The 19079-nt window shown below is 25.2% G+C and carries 18 protein-coding genes; 10 read left to right on the top strand and 8 right to left on the bottom strand.

All coding sequences use genetic code 11. The annotated features are described in order from the left end of the window. Window positions 1–4 precede the first annotated feature (4 nt). Genes DD681_RS02390 through yajC form a run of 4 tightly spaced genes read left to right on the top strand, consistent with a single transcriptional unit; the run spans window position 5 to window position 2917 of the window. The gene (locus DD681_RS02390; protein ID WP_158341410.1) at window positions 5–307 is read left to right on the top strand and encodes an integration host factor subunit alpha; all 303 of its coding nucleotides are present in this window, start codon (window positions 5–7) and stop codon (window positions 305–307) included. Between the two features lie 43 nt (window positions 308–350). Then, entirely contained in the window at window positions 351–1421 is a 1071-nt protein-coding gene (queA, locus tag DD681_RS02385) for a tRNA preQ1(34) S-adenosylmethionine ribosyltransferase-isomerase QueA (protein WP_158341409.1), read from the top strand. A gap of 38 nt (window positions 1422–1459) precedes the next feature. Then, window positions 1460–2578, top strand: coding sequence for a tRNA guanosine(34) transglycosylase Tgt (gene tgt, locus DD681_RS02380; RefSeq protein ID WP_158341408.1), 1119 nt, complete (start codon window positions 1460–1462; stop codon window positions 2576–2578). Window positions 2579–2584: 6 nt separating this feature from the next. After that, a complete protein-coding gene (gene yajC / locus DD681_RS02375; protein WP_158341407.1) occupies window positions 2585–2917 on the top strand; it encodes a preprotein translocase subunit YajC in 333 nt (110 codons plus the stop codon). Window positions 2918–2988: 71 nt separating this feature from the next. On the opposite strand, the gene glyS is transcribed toward yajC, so the two are convergent. Then, window positions 2989–5067, bottom strand: coding sequence for a glycine--tRNA ligase subunit beta (gene glyS / locus DD681_RS02370; RefSeq protein WP_158341406.1), 2079 nt, complete (start codon window positions 5065–5067; stop codon window positions 2989–2991). Next, a complete protein-coding gene (glyQ, locus tag DD681_RS02365; protein ID WP_158341405.1) occupies window positions 5061–5981 on the bottom strand; it encodes a glycine--tRNA ligase subunit alpha in 921 nt (306 codons plus the stop codon). Before glyQ ends, glyS begins: the two co-directional genes overlap by 7 nt. Before the next feature lie 176 nt (window positions 5982–6157). On the opposite strand from glyQ, the gene folE reads away from it, so the two are divergent. The 3 genes from folE (at window position 6158) to rplY (ending at window position 8088) form a co-directional block, all read left to right on the top strand. Next, window positions 6158–6814: a GTP cyclohydrolase I FolE gene (gene folE, locus DD681_RS02360; RefSeq protein ID WP_158341544.1), complete on the top strand. Its 657-nt coding sequence runs from the start codon at window positions 6158–6160 to the stop codon at window positions 6812–6814. Window positions 6815–6914: 100 nt separating this feature from the next. Further along, complete coding sequence (gene nfo / locus DD681_RS02355; protein WP_158341404.1) at window positions 6915–7757, top strand: deoxyribonuclease IV; 843 nt, start codon at window positions 6915–6917, stop codon at window positions 7755–7757. A 40-nt stretch (window positions 7758–7797) separates the two neighbouring features. Further along, the gene (gene rplY / locus DD681_RS02350; protein WP_158341403.1) at window positions 7798–8088 is read left to right on the top strand and encodes a 50S ribosomal protein L25; all 291 of its coding nucleotides are present in this window, start codon (window positions 7798–7800) and stop codon (window positions 8086–8088) included. A 15-nt stretch (window positions 8089–8103) separates the two neighbouring features. Here the strand turns inward: rplY and DD681_RS02345 are convergent, their stop codons facing one another. After that, window positions 8104–8865, bottom strand: a complete 762-nt coding sequence (locus DD681_RS02345) for a DedA family protein (protein ID WP_158341402.1) — start codon at window positions 8863–8865, stop codon at window positions 8104–8106. Between the two features lie 274 nt (window positions 8866–9139). Here DD681_RS02345 and DD681_RS02340 point away from each other — a divergent pair, with 274 nt between their 5' ends. Genes DD681_RS02340 through DD681_RS02330 form a run of 3 tightly spaced genes read left to right on the top strand, consistent with a single transcriptional unit; the run spans window position 9140 to window position 12123 of the window. Next, entirely contained in the window at window positions 9140–10426 is a 1287-nt protein-coding gene (locus DD681_RS02340) for a peptidylprolyl isomerase (protein WP_158341401.1), read from the top strand. Window positions 10427–10466: 40 nt separating this feature from the next. Continuing rightward, entirely contained in the window at window positions 10467–11351 is an 885-nt protein-coding gene (gene rsmA, locus DD681_RS02335; protein WP_158341400.1) for a 16S rRNA (adenine(1518)-N(6)/adenine(1519)-N(6))-dimethyltransferase RsmA, read from the top strand. Further along, window positions 11308–12123, top strand: coding sequence for a symmetrical bis(5'-nucleosyl)-tetraphosphatase (locus DD681_RS02330; RefSeq protein ID WP_158341399.1), 816 nt, complete (start codon window positions 11308–11310; stop codon window positions 12121–12123). Before rsmA ends, DD681_RS02330 begins: the two co-directional genes overlap by 44 nt. A gap of 68 nt (window positions 12124–12191) precedes the next feature. Here DD681_RS02330 and DD681_RS02325 read toward each other — a convergent pair whose 3' ends face one another. The 5 genes from DD681_RS02325 to ispH form a co-directional block, all read right to left on the bottom strand. Then, on the bottom strand, window positions 12192–12626 hold the full coding sequence (locus DD681_RS02325) for a dihydrofolate reductase (protein WP_261788351.1): 435 nt from the start codon (window positions 12624–12626) through the stop codon (window positions 12192–12194). Window positions 12627–12688: 62 nt separating this feature from the next. Continuing rightward, the gene (gene carB, locus DD681_RS02320; RefSeq protein WP_158341398.1) at window positions 12689–15940 is read right to left on the bottom strand and encodes a carbamoyl-phosphate synthase large subunit; all 3252 of its coding nucleotides are present in this window, start codon (window positions 15938–15940) and stop codon (window positions 12689–12691) included. 12 nt (window positions 15941–15952) lie between these two features. Then, window positions 15953–17110, bottom strand: a complete 1158-nt coding sequence (gene carA / locus DD681_RS02315; RefSeq protein WP_158341397.1) for a glutamine-hydrolyzing carbamoyl-phosphate synthase small subunit — start codon at window positions 17108–17110, stop codon at window positions 15953–15955. 148 nt (window positions 17111–17258) lie between these two features. Beyond that, window positions 17259–18074, bottom strand: coding sequence for a 4-hydroxy-tetrahydrodipicolinate reductase (gene dapB / locus DD681_RS02310; RefSeq protein WP_158341396.1), 816 nt, complete (start codon window positions 18072–18074; stop codon window positions 17259–17261). Continuing rightward, window positions 18074–19018, bottom strand: coding sequence for a 4-hydroxy-3-methylbut-2-enyl diphosphate reductase (ispH, locus tag DD681_RS02305; RefSeq protein ID WP_158341395.1), 945 nt, complete (start codon window positions 19016–19018; stop codon window positions 18074–18076). The genes dapB and ispH overlap by 1 nt, the downstream gene beginning before the upstream one ends. Between the last annotated feature and the right edge of the window lie 61 nt (window positions 19019–19079).

Here is a 19079-nt window from a genome sequence, read left to right as displayed (position 1 = left end):
CTATATGGTGTTAACAAAAAATCAAATTTCAGAAAATTTATTTAAAAAATTAGACTTAACTAAATGCGATTCAAAAGAATTTGTAAATTTTTTTTTTGAAGAAGTGAGTAAATCTTTAGAAAGAGGAGAAAATGTAAAATTGTCTGGTTTTGGGAATTTTATATTAAAAGATAAAAAATCTCGTCCTGGGAGAAATCCAAGAACTGGCAAAATTATTCTTATTCCCTCAAGACGTGTAGTTGTTTTTAAAGCTGGTCAAAAATTAAAAAATACAATTAAATTTTCTTCTTCTAAAATAAAACACTAATAGTACTTATTTATATAATTAATTTTTTTAAAGAAAACATTATATGCATCTTAGTAAATTTTCACTTAATATACCTAAATCGCTTATAGCATTTTATCCCTGTTTAATTCGAAGTAGTTGTCGTTTATTAGTTGTTAATGGAAATACGGGGCATATACATCATAAATTTTTTTTTAATATTTTAAACGAAATTAACCCTGGCGATTTAATTATTTTTAATGATACCAAAGTTATCCCAGCACGTTTATTCGGGTACAAAGAAAGTGGCGGGAAAATAGAAGTTTTATTAGAAAAAGTATTGAATAAAAAAGATATTTTAGTGCGCATTAAATCATCTAATTCAGTAAAAATAAATTCTAATATATTTTTTGGAAAAAACAAAAAAATTCAAGCCAATATACTAAGTTATCAAAAACCTTTTTATAAAATATCTTTTTTAAATAGTTTGAATTCAGCTATTGAAATTATTAAATATATCGGATGTACACCTTTACCACCATATATTAAAAGATTAAATAATAATTTAGATGTTGATCTTTATCAAACTATATATAAAAAAAATTTAGGTTCTGTTGCAGCCCCTACTGCTGGTTTGCATTTTGATTTTCCCTTGCTAGAAGCAATAAAGAAAAAAGGGGTAAGTATAGATTATATTACTTTGCATATAGGAAGTGGTACGTTTCAACCAATTCAATCGTCAAAAATAGAAAATCATACTATGCATTCTGAATTTTTTAATGTTTCTCAAAACGTAATTAATAAAATTAAAATATGTAAAAAAAATGGTGGTCGCGTAATAGCTGTAGGAACAACCACGCTGCGTGCTTTAGAAAGCGTTTATCATCTATCTTCTTGGAAGAAAACTACAAATTATTCTGGTCAAACAAATATATTTATCAAACCTGGTTATAAACATAATATTGTTGACGCTCTCATTACTAATTTTCATTTTCCCGAATCTACTTTAATAATTTTAGTATCCTCTTTTTTAGGTTACAAAAACACTATGAATGCTTATTATGAAGCTATTAAAGAAAAGTATCGTTTTTTTAGTTATGGTGATGCTATGTATATAACTTATAATAAGTTAGCTCCGTATGAAAATATATATTAAAAATATATAATTTTTTAAATAAAAATTATGAGGATCAGATGAATTTTCAAATTACTCACGAAGATAATTGTGCAAGATGTGGTATTTTTAAATTTGATAAAAATATCATAGAAACTCCTCTTTTTATGCCAGTTGGTACTTATGCGTCTGTAAAATCGCTTAATTCAGAAGAAATTAAAGATACAGGTAGCAAAATTATTTTAGCAAATGCTCTACATTTGTTTTTAAGGCCAGGAGAAGATATAATAAAAATGCATGGAGGATTGCATAAATTCATGAATTGGAAAAATCCTATTTTAACTGATTCAGGTGGTTTTCAGATTTTTAGTCTTTCAAAATTTTGTAAATCTAATAAAGATGGAGTTATTTTTCAAAATCATATCAATGGTAAAAAATTTTTTTTAACTCCTGAAATTTCAATAAAAATGCAATTAAGCTTAAACTCTGATATTATCATGATTTTTGATGAATGTATTGCATATAATCAAAATATTGAAAAAACGCGATTATCTATGGAAAAATCTTTATATTGGGCTCAAAAAAGTCGTTCATATTTTGATTTAAACATAAAAAACAAAAATTTATTATTTGGGATTATTCATGGCGGAATATATAAATCTTTGCGTGATATCTCTTGTAGAGAATTAAAAAAAATAGGTTTTGATGGTTATGCTATAGGTGGTTTAGCTGTTGGAGAATCTAAATTAGAAATGTATAATTTATTAGATCATATTGTTCCTCAGATGCCTAAAAATAAACCTAGATATCTAATGGGAGTAGGAAAACCAGAAGATCTAATAGAATCTGTTTACCGAGGTATAGATATGTTTGATTGTGTAATTCCTACGCGAAACGCTAGGAACGGTCATTTGTTTGTAACTAATGGAATAATTAAAATTAGAAATAAAAAATATAAAACTGATTTATCTGTTTTAGATGATCAGTGTTCTTGCTATACTTGTTGTCATTATAACCGATCATATTTGCATCATTTAGATGCTTGTAATGAAATGTTAGGATCTCGTTTAAACACAATACATAATTTACATTATTATCATACGCTTATGAAAAACATTAGAGAATCTATTAAGAAGAAAAAATTTAATGAATTTATATCAAATTTTTACAATAAAAGACGCATTATATTAAAAGGATAAAAGTAGATGAATATTTTTTTTGAAAATGCTAACGCTGCAGTAAGTGAATCATTAGACAATAATTCTTATTCTTTAATTTTTGTATTATTAACATTTTTGATAATTTTTTACTTTTTTCTTTTTCGTCCTCAACAAAAAAAAGATAAACAACATAAAATTCTTATGAATTCACTTTCTTTAGGTGACGAAGTTATGACAAAAAGTGGATTTTTAGGGCGTATTTCTAAAATTAAAGAAAATGGATATATTTTACTACAATTAAATGATAAAACAGAAGTTTTTATCAAAAAAGATTTTATAGTTTCATTAATTCCTAAGGGAACTTTAAAATCTTTATAGGTTATTTAAATATTTTCTAAAAATATTAGAAAAAATTAATATTTATTTATAACAAAATTGCTTATTTTTATTTAATACAAAAAAGAAAAATCTGTTATTTTAGAAAATATTTTTTTTAATGTCATAAGCAAGATTAATCTATTTTTGCGAATATTACAACATTTGTGATTTATTTTAGTTGTATTAAAGAAGTTGTTTATAGGTTTTTCTAAAATTATTATTTTTAGTAAAATTTTTATATATTTTTTCTGTAAAAATAGTTTTTTTGTTTGTTTATTAAATTTTTCTATTTCTTGAAATAATTTTTTTTCTTCTTTTCCTTGTATTAAATCAATGTTAAATTGATCTTTTTTAAGTTTTTCATTATTATTTTTTTTCAATATATTTGATATTCTTTTAATTATTAATATTATTGATTCGTATCTATCTGTTTTTTGAAAATTTGATATAGCTTTAATTTTTTTATCAATATTTAAGAGATCAGATAATCCAGAAGATAGCACCGATTGAATAATTGAAGAATTATATCCTTGACTTTCATAAAAAAATAATAATCTTCCTATAAAAAAATTTTCTATTTTATTCAATTGTAAAAAGTTATTTTTGTTTTTATCGTATATGTTTAAGCTTTTAAAAATTAAATCTTTTATATTTAAAGGTATTTTTTTTAAAATGATAATACGTATTATTCCTAAAGTTGCACGTCGTAATCCAAATGGATCTTTTTCAGAAGATGGGATTTGGTTAATATAAAACATTCCGGATAAAGTATCTATTTTATTTGCGATTGATAATATACAGCCGATAAGGCTTGAAGGGAGTTGATCGCCTGAAAAAGATGGAAGGTACTGTTCTTTTATAGCTTCGCAAACTTCTTTATTTTCTCTATCTTGCAGGGCATAATGCATACCTATTATTCCTTGTAATTCTGGAAATTCAGATACCATATCAGTGATGAGATCGCATTTCGATAGTAAAGAAGCTCGAATTAAATTATTTTTATTAATTGTGACGTAAGAAGATATCCATTCTGTTAATAGTTTTAAACGCATTGTTTTATCGTATAAAGTTCCTAAATTTTTATGAAATAAAACTTTTTTTAAAAATATTAGGCGATTTTCTAATTTTATTTTTCTATCTTTTTTTAAAAAGAATACTGTATCTGACAAACGCGCATTTATAACTTTTTCGTTTCCGTAAATAATTTCTTTAATTTTTTTTGGATGAATATTAGCAATAAAAATAAAATATGGTAAAATTTTTTTTTCTGAATTATATATTGGAAAACATTTTTGTTTTTTTTCAATAGTATATGAAAGTATTTCTTGTGGTATATCTTTAATATACCTTTGACAAAATTTTCCTAAAAGAATCTTGGGCGATTCAACCAAAGAAGTTATTTCTTCAATTAAAGTAATATTTTTATTTATAAATCCTTTTACTTTTTTAGCTATTTTTTCTGCTTCTTTGATTATTTTTTCTTTTCTTTGTTGATAATCAGCTATAATTTTATTTTCTCTGAATAAGATTTCAGGATAATCTTTTGCTTCATAGATATAAATTTTTTTATTTTTAGAAGAAATATGATTATGAAGTATATTTTTAGGAATAATATTAAATATTTTTTGTTCAATAAGATGACTATCCAATAGAGTTACTATATTTCTAATCGGGCGGCAAAATTTTGTTTGACTTGAATTCCATTTCATAAAATGATTATGAGTAATTTTCTTAAGAGATTTTTCTATTATTTTCGGTATTAAAGATTCTATTTTTTCTTGTTTTTCTTCAATTAAGTATCCTATCCATTCTCCTTTAGATGTTTTTATTCTATGAGTTTTATCAATATCAATATTATATTGCTTAATCCAGTGATTTAAAATTGATGTTGGTTTTCCAACTTGATTGAAAGAGTTCTTTACTGATGGTCCTCTTTTAAGAATTTTTTTTATTTTTTCTGAAGTATCAATATCTATAACTTTTAATGCTAGTCGTCTTGGTGTCGCAAAATAATTAATTTTTTTATATAAAATGTTATATGTATTTAATTCTTTTTTAAAATTTTTTAAAAAAGCACAAATTAAATTATATAGAATTTGTGCAGGTAATTCCTCTGTTCCTATTTCAACTAAAAATGTTTTTTTTAGCATTTTTTGTTTTCTCTTTTATAGAATACTGGAAAACCTATTCCTTTTTTAAAGGATAGATATTTTTTTGCAATAATCTTAGTTATTTCCCTAATTTTTAAAATATAGTTTTGACGTTCACTAGAAGATATTGCTTTTCGCGCGTCTAATAAATTAAAAATATGATTTGCTTGTAATATTTTTTCATAAGAAATTAATAATAATGGATCTTTAAATTCAACAAGTTGTTTAGCTTCTGACAAATATTTTTCAAAATACTCAAATAGCCAATTAATATTTGCATATTGAAAATTATATTTAGATTGTTCTATTTCATTTTGCTTGAAGATATCTCCATAGGTAACTTTTTTAGAATTATTTTCGTCCCAAATTAAATTATACACATCAGATTGATTTTGCAGATGCATAGCTATCCTTTCTAAACCATATGTTATTTCTATAGTTACAGGATTGCACTCTAAACCTCCGACTTGTTGAAAATAAGTGAATTGAGTAATTTCCATTCCATTTAACCAAACTTCCCAGCCAATTCCTGATGCACCTAAAGTTGGATTTTCCCAATTATCTTCTACAAAACGTATATCATGTTTTTTTTCGCTTATTTTTAATACATTTAAAGAATTTAAATAAACGTTTTGAATATCTTCTATAGGAGGTTTGATAATGACTTGAAATTGATAATACTGTTGCAGTCTATTAGGGCTATTTCCATATCTTCCATCTGTTGGTCGACGACAAGATTGTGTATATGCTGCTTTAATAGGTTCAGGCCCAATGGTTTCAAAGAACGTTCTGTTGTGAAATGTACCTGCACCTATTGGCAAATCTAATGGTTGAAAAATTATACATTCTTGATCTTTCCAATATTTTTGTAAAATTTCGATTAAATTACAAAAAGTATTATGATTTTTTTTCATTTTATATCCAAAAAGGAATGGTATTAGATATATTTTATTTTATATATTATAATAGATTACAGATTATATATTATAATACTATTTCTTGTATATATTTTATTATGGAAAAGATTATATGATATATCTATAAATTATTTTGAAGATATATTCCAAGTGCTAAGGAAAAATTTTAAATGATGACTGAAATTAGTAAAGAAGCTAATTTAGCATATACTACATTAGTATCAAAAGGTTTAGAAAATCCAATTTTTTCAAAACATAATAATATATCGATAAGAGAAAAAAAATTGCTAATTGAACGATGCATGCGTAGAATTATGAAAGTATTAAATTTAAATTTAGATAATGATAGTTTAAAAAAAACACCAATTCGTATATCAAAAATGTATATTAATGAAATTTTTTCAGGTTTAGATTATAAAAATTTTCCGAAAATTACACTAATAGATAATAAAATGCAATTTAATGAAATGATCATAGTACGGGATATATCTTTAATGAGTACTTGTGAACATCATTTTATTACGATTAAAGGGAAAGCTAATATTGCATATATTCCAAAAAATAAAATTATTGGTTTATCTAAAATTAATAGAATTGCTCAATTTTATTCAAAAAGACCTCAAATGCAAGAGCGGTTGACGAAACAAATATTGGTAGTTTTAAAAGCTTTATTAAACACTGAACATGTTGCTATTATTATGCATATGGATCATTTTTGTGTAAAAGCTCGAGGAATATGCGATACCACGAGTAGTACTTCTACATCTTTTTTTTCAGGTTTATTTAAATCTAATATAAATGTTCGAAATGAGTTTTTTTTGAAAAAATAATTAATAAAATATTGATTGAATTTTAATAATTAGAATATTTTTTTTAAGTATGATAAAATTTTTTTAATATGTTAATTATTTGATTTTTTAAAAGAAAAAAATGAATTATATTGGCGCACATGTTAGTTCTTCTGGAGGGTTAGAAAAAGCGGTATTGCGAGCCTTTAAAATACAAGCAACAGCTTTTTCATTATTTGTTAAAAATCAGTTACGATGGAATTCTGCTCCTCTAGTAGATGAAGAAATAAATAAATTTAAAAAATCTTGTATTGAGTATAACTTTTTATTCAATAAAATTTTACCTCATAGTAGTTATTTAATTAACTTAGGTCATCCTGAAGATAATTTATTGGCTAAATCACGTGCGTTTTTTATAGATGAAATGATGCGTTGTAATCAATTAGGTTTATGTTTTTTAAATTTTCATCCAGGAAGTCATTTAAATAAAATTTCTGAAATTAATTGTTTATCAAGAATTTCTGAGTCTATTAACATAGCTTTGGAAAATACAGAAAATGTAATTGCTGTAATTGAAAATACTGCTGGACAGGGCACTAATGTTGGATATTGCTTTGAGCATTTATTTGAAATAATCAATAAAGTTGATGATAAGTCTAGAATTGGAATATGTTTAGACACCTGCCATTTATTTGCAGCAGGGTATGATTTACGCACTAAAAAAGATTGTGAAGAAACTTTTAAAAAATTTTTTAATTTCATTGAATTAAAATATTTAAAAGCATTTCATTTAAATGATTCTAAAAAGAAATTAAATAGTCGTGTGGACCGACATAATAGTCTGGGATTAGGGGAAATTGGAACAGTAGCTTTTGAATGGATCATGCAAAATAATAATTTTGATAATCTTCCTATGATATTAGAAACAATTAACTCTAAAATATGGAAAGAAGAAATTATTTGGTTAAAATCTTTAAAAAAATAAATATAATAAAATATAAAGTTTTGTTTACGGAGAAAATAATATGATAGTATTAAGAGCAAAAATTAGATACCAAAAAGGAAAAAGTTTTAGTCGAAGATTACGTATGCAAGATAAAATACCTGGGATTTTATATGGTTTAGACAAAGATCCTGTTTCTCTTATTTTAGATCATAATACTGTACTTAATTTTCAAAAAAAAATAGATTTTTATAATAAAAGTTTTTTTTTATCAATTGACGATAAGAAATATATTGTTAAAGTACACGCAATACAAAGACATTCGTTTAAGTTGAAATTATTACATATTGATTTTATGTATTTCAAAAAATAATTTTTTATAAAACTGCTATAATAATATAGCAGAAAAAAATTTTCTAAAGATTATCATTGTAGGATGAAATTGTATTAATATTAATCCACTAATTCCGATTAATAGAGTTACTAATGTCATACATCCAATATGTTTTTTAATAAAACTTACATCTTTTTTATTTTTTATTTTTCTCATTTTCCACCATTTTGAGGCTAGCCATATTCCCATCCATATTGAAATAGAAATAGCTAATAAAAACCATTTGAAGTAATTATTTTCAGGATTTTGTGGTATATTAATAGCTATTCCTGTAATAATTCCAGGAAAGAAATATATTGGAGGCCATAATATACATCCTAATGTACTAGGAAAAATAAATTTTTTTGTTGGTAATTTTAGCATTCCAGCAACCATAGGTACGAGGGGTCGTGTGGGGCCGATAAAACGACCTATTAATATTGTTATTATACTGTGTCTATATAGTAAATCTTGTGTTTTTTTTAATAAATTATAATTTTTTTTTAAAAATTTTAGGTTATATAAATAATTTTTAAAATATAAACCTATATAATATGAACACCAATCTCCTAGAAAACAACCAATTGAACCTGCTATCCAAGATGGATAAAAAAGTAATTTTCCATTTCCTATAAAGGTTCCTATAATAGACATAAATACTATCCCTGGTAGTAATAATCCTACTAATGCAAGAGATTCTAAAAAAGAAATAATAACTATTATAAATACGGAGTATCCTAAAGATTGTGTAATTAAAGACGTTAACCAAGATTCCATAAATACTCGTTTTTGAATTTTTTTATTAATGAATATAAAATAAAGAATTTTTATAAAATTATCAATTTAATTTTATTATTTTAATAGATTTTATTCTATTTAATAATAAATGATAAAATTTTTTATTAAAAATAACATATTTTTATTTTATTTTCTTTTTAATACAATCTCAATAAATATATTTAAATCTTTTACATAAAATATTAAAATTTAGTTTTTTTAATTTTTAATAAATTAAATATATATTAGTTTTTAAATACATAAAAAAATAAGGATGATAATGAAAGTATGTTTTTTTTTAATTTTATATATTTTTTGGAGTTTTTTTTATATTCACTCAGAAGAATTAGATAAAATTGTTGCTATTGTAAATAACCAAGTTATATTAGAAAGTGATGTAGATAAAGAAATACATTTTCTTAAAAAAGAATATTTACCTGTTAGAATACCTTTAAAAGTTAATTTTTTAAAAGATCAAATAATCAATAAATTAATTACTGATGCTTTAATATTAGAGGAGGCAAAAAAATTTCATGTTACTGTAACTAACGATCAGTTAAACAATATTTTTCAAGAAACTGCACTCCGTAAAAATCTTACTATTAGTGAGTTAAAACAATATATTCTTTCAAAAGAAGTTAATCAATTTATCAGTTATAATGATTATATTAAAAATATTAAAAAATTATTAACTATTAAAATAATGCAAGATTATGAGCTACAAAAAAGAGTTCGTATTTCAGAAAAAGAAATTTATTTATTATTTAATAAAACAATTAAATCTAGAAATCAATTAAAAAGAGTGAATTTGAGGTATATTTATTTGCCCAATTTTCAGAAAAATAGTATAAAATTTAATAAAAAATTATTAATAAATAATTTAATGATTAGTATTAAAAAAAAATTTTCTTTTGATTATTTTTATAATAACTTTAAAAAAAAACGTATTAGCAGTATTTTTTTTGTAAAAAAAATATTATCAATATCATTAAAAGATGTTCAAAAAAATTTTTCAAGCAAAATAGATTTTTTAAGAGAAGGCCAAGTATTAGGTCCTATTGTGAACACGAAAGGTATTTATATTTTTAAAATAGATCGCATCATTGATAATGAAGAAAAAGTTGTCAATGAATTTCATATACAACATTGTTTGATACGTCCTTCTATTATTTTAAGTGATATTGAGGCAAAAGAAAAAATTTTTAAAATATATAATAATATTAAAAGTAATAATTATAGTTTTGATTACGCTATTAAATTTTTATCTCATGATGTTTACTCTTCTAAAAAAAAAGGTGATTTAGGTTGGATTCAAAAAGATTTTTTTGACGGTATTTCAGGAAATATTTTATTTTTTTTAAAAAAAAATAATATCAGTAAACCTGTTAAATCTAAATTTGGATGGCATATAATAAAGTTATTAGATATACGTAAAATAAATTCTAATTTTAACTTAGAAAAAGATAGAATACGATTTTTTTTATTAAAACATAAATTACAGAAAGAAAAAGAAAAATGGATAAAAGAACTTAAAGATATCTCTTATATAAAAATTGTTTAACGGTATTTCACTTTTAAAAAAATATTAGATATTTCTTACTATGAATCGAATAAAAAAATATCACTTTCCTATTAAGGAATTAGGTCAAAATTTTCTTATTGATAAAGATATAATTGCTCAAATAGTTCAAATAATCAATCCTAAGTCAAATGAAATATTAATTGAAATAGGTCCAGGTTTAGCTGCTTTGACTAAACCAATTTGTCGTTTAATCAAAGAATTAATAGTAATTGAAATTGATAAGAATTTGTTAAATTTTTTAAAAAAATATTCATTTTATTCTCAATTAAATATTTTTTGTCAGAATGCTTTAAAATTTGATTATTTAGATTTATATAATAAAAAAAATAAATTAATTCGTATCTTTGGAAATTTACCATATCATATTTCTACAACTTTAATTTTTTATTTATTTAAAAATATAAATATTATTAAAGATATGAATTTTATGTTACAAAAAGAAGTAGCTGAGCGTTTAGTTGCTGTTCCAGGAAGTAAATTATATGGTCGTTTAAGTATTATTGCTCAATATTATTGTGATATAAAAATATTGTTAAATATTTTTCCAGAACGTTTTTGGCCAATTCCTAAAGTTCATTCTTCCTTTGTTAATTTAACGCCTCATACTTCGAATGTTCCATATTTTACGCATAATATTAATATTTTAAGTTATATTACAAATATTGCTTTTCAACAAAGAAGAAAAATGTTACGCCATAGTTTAAAAAAAATATTTTCTGAGAACGTTTTAATAAAATTAGATATTGATCCAAGATTAAGAGCAGAAAATATTTCCATATCGCAGTATTGTAGACTATCTAACTATGTTGTAAAAAATAATATTTTAAACAATAATTCTAAAAATACATTAAAGAAAAAAAATGAGCACTTATTTAATCAGCGATATTCATGGCTGTTACGATGAATTACGGTTAATTTTAAAAAAATTATCTTTTGACTCTAAAAAAGATTATTTGTGGATAGCAGGAGATTTAGTTTCTAGGGGAAATAATTCTCTTGAAGTACTAAGATATCTTTATTCTATAAGAAATAGAATAAAAATAGTTCTTGGAAATCATGATTTAAATTTAATTTCTGTATATTTTGGTGTTAAAGAAAATAAAAAAGAAAACTTTTTTGATGCTTTTTTGTCCGCAAAAGACAGTTTAAAATTAATTAATTGGTTACGATCTCAATCTATTTTATGTATTGATAAACAAAAAAGAATTATTATGGTGCATGCTGGCATCAATCCAGCTTGGAATATAAATTTAGCAAAGAAATATGCTTTAGAAATTAAATCACATTTGTTAAGTGACGACTTTCGTTTTTTTTTAAAAAATATTTATGATGATAAGATTTGTAATTCAAAAAAATATTTTAATAAAATAAATCATTTAAGACATTCCATTAATTCTTTTACTCGAATGAGATATTGCTATCCTAATGGTCAATTAAATTTTACATATAAAAAATCTCCTAATATTAATTCATATCCTTTAATTCCTTGGTTTAAAATGAAAAATTCTTTTTCTAGGAAATATTCCATTGTATTTGGTCACTGGTCATCTTTAAGAGGAGTTCATATAGATGCTCCCTTTTTTGCATTAGATCATGGTTGTTGTTGGGGTGGTGAATTAATGGTAATGAGATGGGAAGATAAAAAATATTTTTATCAACCTTATCTCCAAAAATAAACATATTTAAAAAAATATTTATCTTAATAATATTTTAAAACATAAATTATAGGGGTTTTTACTATTTTTTAGTATTTTTTTTTAAATATTATTTTCCAAGACTTATATAATTGATATTGGGGAAAATAAGTATCACCTATAATGTCAAGATCTATATATGTTAAATATAATTTATTTGCATAAAACAACATTTTTTTATATATCTTTTCACCACCAATGACCATGATTTCTTGATTATATTGTATAGCAATAATGATAGCGTTAGTGATAGAATCAGCCCATATAATTCCTTTTTGTTTTATTTTTTTATGACTAATAACTATGTTTATTCTCATTGGTAAAGGACGTAAAATAGACTCCCAAGTTAAACGACCCATAATTACAACTTTATGGATTGTATTTTTTTTAAACCATTTTAGATCTTCTGGCATATACCAGGGTATTTTGTTATTTCTACCAATTACCAAGTTATTTGATATAGCTGCAATTAGGCTGATATTCATATATTTTTCTTTATCTCATTTTATAAATATATTTTATAATATATGTATACAATTTATTAATTTTAACTCGATTTATTATTTAATCTAACTGAATAAATATTTTGATGCATTTCCTGCAAAGAAATAATATTTTTTGTTGGACTTTCATTTAAAGCCATAACAGTTGCAAAAGCACCATTAAGTGTAGTATCGTAATGAACTTTGTATTGTAATGCACTACGGCAAATTAATTTTGAATCTTTTATTCCTTGGTGACAAGAAGTTGTATTTACTATATATGCGTATTCTCCATTTTTTAAACGATCTTGTATATGAGGTCTTCCTTCATGCATTTTATTGACTAATCGGGATTCAATGCCGGATTTTTTCAAAGCTATAGATGTACCTTTCGTAGCATCTATTTTAAATCCAAATTTTTTTAATTTAACTGCTAAATTAATAACACTATTTTTATCATTATCTCTTACTGAAAGAAGAACACGACCTGATTTTTTCATGTTTGTATGCGCGCCAAGCATAGCTTTAGAAAATGCTTCTGAAAAATTTTTTCCAATTCCCATTACTTCTCCTGTAGAACGCATTTCAGGTCCTAGAATAGGATCTACACCTGTAAATTTATCAAATGGAAAAACAGCTTCTTTAACTGAAAAATATGGAGGAATAATTTCCTTGCAAAATCCTTGTTCAAATAGTGTTTTCCCACACATTACTCGTAAAGCAATTTTTGCTAAAGCTAAACCAGTTGCTTTTGATACAAAAGGGACTGTTCGTGCAGCTCTTGGATTAACTTCAAGAATGTATATTTCATTATCTTTAATAGCAAATTGTACATTCATTAATCCCTTAACAGATAATTCAAAAGCTAATTTTTTTACTTGTTTTTTTATTTTATTTTGAATAGTACTTGTTAACGTATAAACTGGTAAGGAACATGCTGAATCTCCTGAATGTACTCCAGCTTGTTCAATATGTTCCATGATACCTCCGATCAATACTGTTTTTCCATCGCATATTGCATCCACATCAACTTCTATAGCATAGTTTAAATATTGATCTAGTAAAATAGGTATTTTATTATCTTCTTTTAAAAATTTTTGAAAGTAAGAGTCTAAGTTACATGGTTCATAGACAATTTCCATTGCTCTTCCACCTAGAACATATGATGGTCGAACCATAATAGGGTAACCAATTTTTAATGCTTTTTTTTTCGCTTCTTTTAATGTTAAAACTGTAGCATTTAAAGGTTGCTTTAATTTTAATTTAGTTACAATTTTTTGAAAACGGTTGCGATCTTCAGCTTTATCAATTGAATCAGGGCTTGTTCCGATGATAGGTATTCCTTCTTTTTCAAACTCACGAGCTAATTTTAATGGTGTTTGACCTCCATATTGAATAATAATTCCTTGAGGTTTTTCAACTTCAACTATTTCTAAAACGTTTTCTAAGGTAATTGGTTCGAAATAAAGTCTATCAGAAATATCATAATCTGTTGATACAGTTTCTGGATTGCAATTTATCATAATAGCTTCGAATCCATCTTCTCTTAATGCTTGAGCTGCATGCACGCAGCAGTAATCAAATTCTATTCCTTGTCCGATTCTATTTGGGCCGCCGCCTATTACAATAATTTTCCTGCTATATTTATTAGGATGTGATTCGCATTCGTCTTCCCATGTTGAATACATATATGCCGTTTCAGTTGAAAATTCTGCTGAACACGTATCAATTCTTTTGTATACAGGATGTAATTTTAATTTATATCGAAGGTGGCGTATTTCGCGTTCTTTTGTATCAGTTAACATAGCTATTCGTAAATCTGAAAATCCCTTTCTCTTAATAAAATAAAAAAAATTATAATCTAGACCAATAAATCCTCTTTTTATAATTTTTTGTTCTAAACTAATAATTTCGTGAATTTGAGAAAGAAACCAAGGATCAATTGATGTTAATTCAAATACATCATTTACAGACATTCCAATTCTAAAAGCATCACCTATATACCAAATACGTTCAGCACCAGGATCTTTTAATTCATGTCTGATTTTTATTAAGCCTTGTTTTTTTTCTAAATGTGAGATTTTTGATTCAAAACCACTCATGCCAATTTCTAATCCACAAATAGCCTTTTGTATAGATTCTTGGAAAGTTCGCCCAATAGCCATTACTTCGCCTACAGACTTCATTTGCGTAGTTAATCTATCATTACATCCTAAAAATTTTTCAAAATTAAATCTAGGAATTTTAGTAACTATATAATCTATTGAAGGTTCAAATGATGCTGTAGTATTTGTACCTGTTATATCATTAGCAAGTTCATCTAATGTATATCCAATAGCTAGTTTAGCAGCTATTTTTGCTATAGGGAAACCAGTTGCTTTAGATGCTAATGCGGAAGATCGAGAAACACGAGGATTCATTTCTATGACAATCATGCGTCCATCTTTGGGGTTGATTGCAAACTGAACGTTAGAGCCTCCCGTTTCCACACCTATTTCGCATAAAATTGCCATGGAAGCATTTCTCATGATTTGATATTCTTTATCTGTTAGCGTTTGAGCTGGCGCTACAGTAATAGAATCTCCGGTATGAATTCCCATAGGATCTAAATTTTCTATTGAACAGACAATAATACAATTGTTATTTTTATCTCGTACGACTTCCATTTCGTATTCTTTCCAACCAATAAGTGATTCATCAATTAAAAGTTCTGTTGTTGGGGATAATTTTAATCCTCTTTCACAAATCTCTTCAAATTCTTCTTGATTATAAGCAATTCCACCACCATGTCCACCCATAGTAAAAGAAGGTCTTATAATACATGGAAAACCTACTTTTTTTAAAACAAACAAAGCTTCCTCAATATTATGTGCAATACCGCATTTTGCAGTTTTTAAGTGCAATTTTTTCATTGATTTTTCAAATAGCTTTCTGTCCTCAGCTTTATTGATTGCATTAATTGTTGCTCCAATAATTTTTACATTATGTTTTTTTAATATTCCCCGTCGATCTAATTCTAAAGCACAATTAAGTGCTGTTTGACCGCCCATTGTTGGTAACAATGCATCAGGATTTTCTTTTTTTATAATTTTTTTTATTATTTTCCAGTAAATAGGTTCAATATATGTTGCATCTGCCATGCAGGGATCTGTCATAATAGTAGCTGGATTAGAATTAACTAAAATAATTCTATAACCCTCTTCTTTTAATGCTTTGCATGCTTGTGCGCCAGAATAATCAAATTCACATGCTTGACCGATTATTATTGGTCCAGCACCGAGAATTAAAATTGATTTTATTTTGGTAGATTTAGGCATTTTTTTCCCGAATTAATTACGAAATTTTGATTGATTGAGTAATTTGATAAAATGATCAAATAAATATGCAGCATCATGCGGACCAGGACTAGCTTCTGGATGACCTTGAAAACTAAAAGCTGGTTTGTTAGTAAAAGATAAACCTTGCAGGGTTCCGTCAAAAAGAGAGCTATGTGTTATAAATATATTTTTAGGCATATTTTTTTTGTCAACAGTAAAGCTATGATTTTGAGAGGTAATAATTACTCGGTTTGTTTTTATTTCTTTAACAGGATGATTTCCCCCGTGATGACCAAATTTCATCTTAATGATACTAGCTCCGCTAGCCAATGCAAGAAGTTGGTGCCCTAGGCATATTCCAAAGATTGGAATATTAATTTTAAGAAAATATTTAATTGCATTTATAGCATATTGACAAGGTCTAGGATCACCTGGTCCATTGGATAAAAAAATTCCGTCAGGAGATAACTTTAGAGCGTCTTCGGCACTTGTTGTAGCAGGAATAACTGTTAAATAACATCTTCTATCCACAAGCATTCTTAGTATATTTCTTTTAACCCCAAAATCATATACAACAATATGAAATAAAAATTTCTTTTTTTTCTCAAAAAGAGGTTTTTTTTCATGAAGCAATAAACTGCCTTTATCCCAATTATAAACAACCTTTGTACTAACTTTTTTTGCTAGATCTAATCCTTGTAAACTTAAAAAATTTTTCGCTTTTTTATGTGCGATAATATAATTTTCTTTTTTATCTTCCATAATACAGCCATTTTGAGAACCCTTAGTACGCAAAATTCGCGTTAATTTCCTCGTATCAATATCAGATATTCCAACAATATTATTTTTTTTTAAATAAGAAGAAAGATTTTTTTCACTTCGATAATTACTAGAGATTCTTGACAAATCACGGATAATTAAACCTCTTATATGAAGCTTAGATGATTCTTCATCATAATAATTAGTTCCAACATTGCCAATGTGCGGATGAGTTAACGTAACGATTTGATGTGAATACGAAGGATCGGTGACTATTTCTTGATAACCAGTGATTGATGTATTAAAAACGACTTCGCCTACAGTGCTTCCTTTAGCCCCAATGGAACGTCCGTGAAACCTGGTTCCATCTTCCAAAACTAATACTGCTAATTGACCCAAAGCAGCCTCCATTAAAAAATATAGTATTAATTAAATTTTAAATATATAGCATGAGAATTATTAAAATTTATTAAAAAATGTATTTTATTTTAACTAAAATCAATATTCTTGTCTAATTATAGTAGAGAATATTTGTATTTTAAGAAAAACAAAATATTTTTTAGTTTTTCTTTAGTACATCTTGCATATTAAACAATCCTTTTTTTCTTGCGTTCACCCATATAGCTGCTTCTATAGCGCCTTGAGCAAAAGCTTCTCTATTAAAAGCAGTGTGAGTAATTTTAATTTCTTCAAAAGAATTTGAAAAAATAGTACTATGCTTTCCTATAATTTCTCCTGATCTTATACTAGAAAATCCAATTTTTTTTGTTTCTCGAGTTTTTTTGATTCCTTTTTTATAATATAATGAATGCTCTTCAAGATTCCATTGCATTGTTTCTGATATTTTCTCGCCAATAGTTAATGCAGTACCTGAGGGAATGTCTATTTTATTGCGATGATGAAATTCTATAATATCAATATCTGAATTTTTTCCTAAAACTTTAGTGGTTTGATGAACTAATTCATATAATAAATTAATTCCTATGCTAAAGTTTGAAGACATTACTAAAGCAATATCATTAGAATATAATTTAATATTTTTAATTTCTTCTTTGGAAAATCCAGTTGTTCCGATAATAATATTTTTTTTAAATTTTTTACAATATTTTAAGTATTCTAACGTTCCACTGGGATGTGTAAAATCGATTAAAACGTCAAAATCATTTTTCTTAATATCTAAAGTATCGCTAGTTAATGTATTGATTTTTCCTATTCCGATAATTTCTCCGATATCTTGATTAATTGAAGGATGATTTTTTTCAACTAAAGCAGCAATTAAAGAAGTATTTTTATTTTTTTTAATCGCTTTAATTAATGTTTGACCCATTCGACCTGTAGCACCAGAAATTGCAATACGAGTTATATTTTTATTCATTATTTTTTCTTCATGTATATTAAGTTTTTAGGTATTTTGAATATTTTTTCTTCTTTGATTCCCTGAATTTCTCTTATATTTTTTGCGCCTATTTTTTTTAAATGTTTAATAACTTCTTCTATTAAAATATTAGGCGCCGATGCTCCTGCTGTAACGCCAATATATTTTATATTTTTTAACCATTTTTTCTTGATATCAAGAAATGATTCAATTTGTTTTGTAGGTACTTTCATTTCTTTGCCTAATTCTGTCAAGCGATTGGAATTCGATGAATTTTTAGAACCTATTACAAATATTATATCACTTATTTGTGTTAATTGAATCATTGCTTTTTGTCGGTTTGTTGTAGCGTAGCATATATCTTCTGTTTTAGGCCCAGAAATATTTGGGAATTTATTTCTAAGAGCTGAAATTATAGATTTTGTATTATTAACTGACAAGGTGGTTTGGGTGAAAAACTTTATTTTTTTATTTTTATCAATTTTTAATTTTTTAATATCTTGGATATTTTCAATAAGGTGTATTTTTCTTTTTTTATTATCATATCTACTTAGTGTGCCTATTATTTCAGGGTGTCCTTGATGACCAATAAGAATTGTTTCTATAGATTTTTTACTTGCTTTCGAAACTTCAACATGAACTTTTTTAACTAATGGACAAGTTGCATTTAAAATAATTAATTTTTTTTTTATTGCTTGTTGTTCTACTTGTTTTGATACTCCATGAGCTGAAAAAACTATGACGGAATGATCTGGAACATCTAAAATATTTTCAATAAAAATTATTCCTTTTTTTTTAAAATCTTTTATGACATATTGATTATGTACTAATTCGTGTTTTACATAAATAGTAGATTTATAAAATTTTAAAGCATGTTCTACTATTGCAATAGCTCTTTTAACTCCTGCGCAAAAACCTCTTGGATTAGCCAGTATAATTTCCATAAATTATTCCAAATATTTTTTATTAATTAAATTAATATATTTTATTTAAAATATAATATAT

It is taken from the genome of Buchnera aphidicola (Melanaphis sacchari) (assembly GCF_003096055.1).
GTDB classification, from domain to species: Bacteria; Pseudomonadota; Gammaproteobacteria; order Enterobacterales; family Enterobacteriaceae; genus Buchnera; species Buchnera aphidicola_P.
The sequence above is the reverse complement of the archived record's forward strand: the minus strand, read 5'-3'. Positions and strand labels throughout refer to the sequence as shown.

Excerpts from the sequence above, each read along its gene's own strand:
- rplY (WP_158341403.1), top strand. The coding sequence starts at position 7,798 with ATGATAGTATTAAGAGCAAAAATTAGATACCAAAAAGGAAAAAGTTTT.
- rsmA (WP_158341400.1), top strand. The coding sequence starts at position 10,467 with ATGAATCGAATAAAAAAATATCACTTTCCTATTAAGGAATTAGGTCAA.
- DD681_RS02340 (WP_158341401.1), top strand. The coding sequence starts at position 9,140 with ATGATAATGAAAGTATGTTTTTTTTTAATTTTATATATTTTTTGGAGT.
- queA (WP_158341409.1), top strand. The coding sequence starts at position 351 with ATGCATCTTAGTAAATTTTCACTTAATATACCTAAATCGCTTATAGCA.
- dapB (WP_158341396.1), bottom strand. The coding sequence starts at position 18,074 with ATGAATAAAAATATAACTCGTATTGCAATTTCTGGTGCTACAGGTCGA.
- glyS (WP_158341406.1), bottom strand. The coding sequence starts at position 5,067 with ATGCTAAAAAAAACATTTTTAGTTGAAATAGGAACAGAGGAATTACCT.
- DD681_RS02390 (WP_158341410.1), top strand. The coding sequence starts at position 5 with ATGGTGTTAACAAAAAATCAAATTTCAGAAAATTTATTTAAAAAATTA.
- DD681_RS02330 (WP_158341399.1), top strand. The coding sequence starts at position 11,308 with ATGAGCACTTATTTAATCAGCGATATTCATGGCTGTTACGATGAATTA.
- yajC (WP_158341407.1), top strand. The coding sequence starts at position 2,585 with ATGAATATTTTTTTTGAAAATGCTAACGCTGCAGTAAGTGAATCATTA.
- ispH (WP_158341395.1), bottom strand. The coding sequence starts at position 19,018 with ATGGAAATTATACTGGCTAATCCAAGAGGTTTTTGCGCAGGAGTTAAA.
- carA (WP_158341397.1), bottom strand. The coding sequence starts at position 17,110 with ATGGAGGCTGCTTTGGGTCAATTAGCAGTATTAGTTTTGGAAGATGGA.
- glyQ (WP_158341405.1), bottom strand. The coding sequence starts at position 5,981 with ATGAAAAAAAATCATAATACTTTTTGTAATTTAATCGAAATTTTACAA.
- DD681_RS02325 (WP_261788351.1), bottom strand. The coding sequence starts at position 12,626 with ATGAATATCAGCCTAATTGCAGCTATATCAAATAACTTGGTAATTGGT.
- nfo (WP_158341404.1), top strand. The coding sequence starts at position 6,915 with ATGAATTATATTGGCGCACATGTTAGTTCTTCTGGAGGGTTAGAAAAA.
- tgt (WP_158341408.1), top strand. The coding sequence starts at position 1,460 with ATGAATTTTCAAATTACTCACGAAGATAATTGTGCAAGATGTGGTATT.
- carB (WP_158341398.1), bottom strand. The coding sequence starts at position 15,940 with ATGCCTAAATCTACCAAAATAAAATCAATTTTAATTCTCGGTGCTGGA.
- DD681_RS02345 (WP_158341402.1), bottom strand. The coding sequence starts at position 8,865 with ATGGAATCTTGGTTAACGTCTTTAATTACACAATCTTTAGGATACTCC.
- folE (WP_158341544.1), top strand. The coding sequence starts at position 6,158 with ATGACTGAAATTAGTAAAGAAGCTAATTTAGCATATACTACATTAGTA.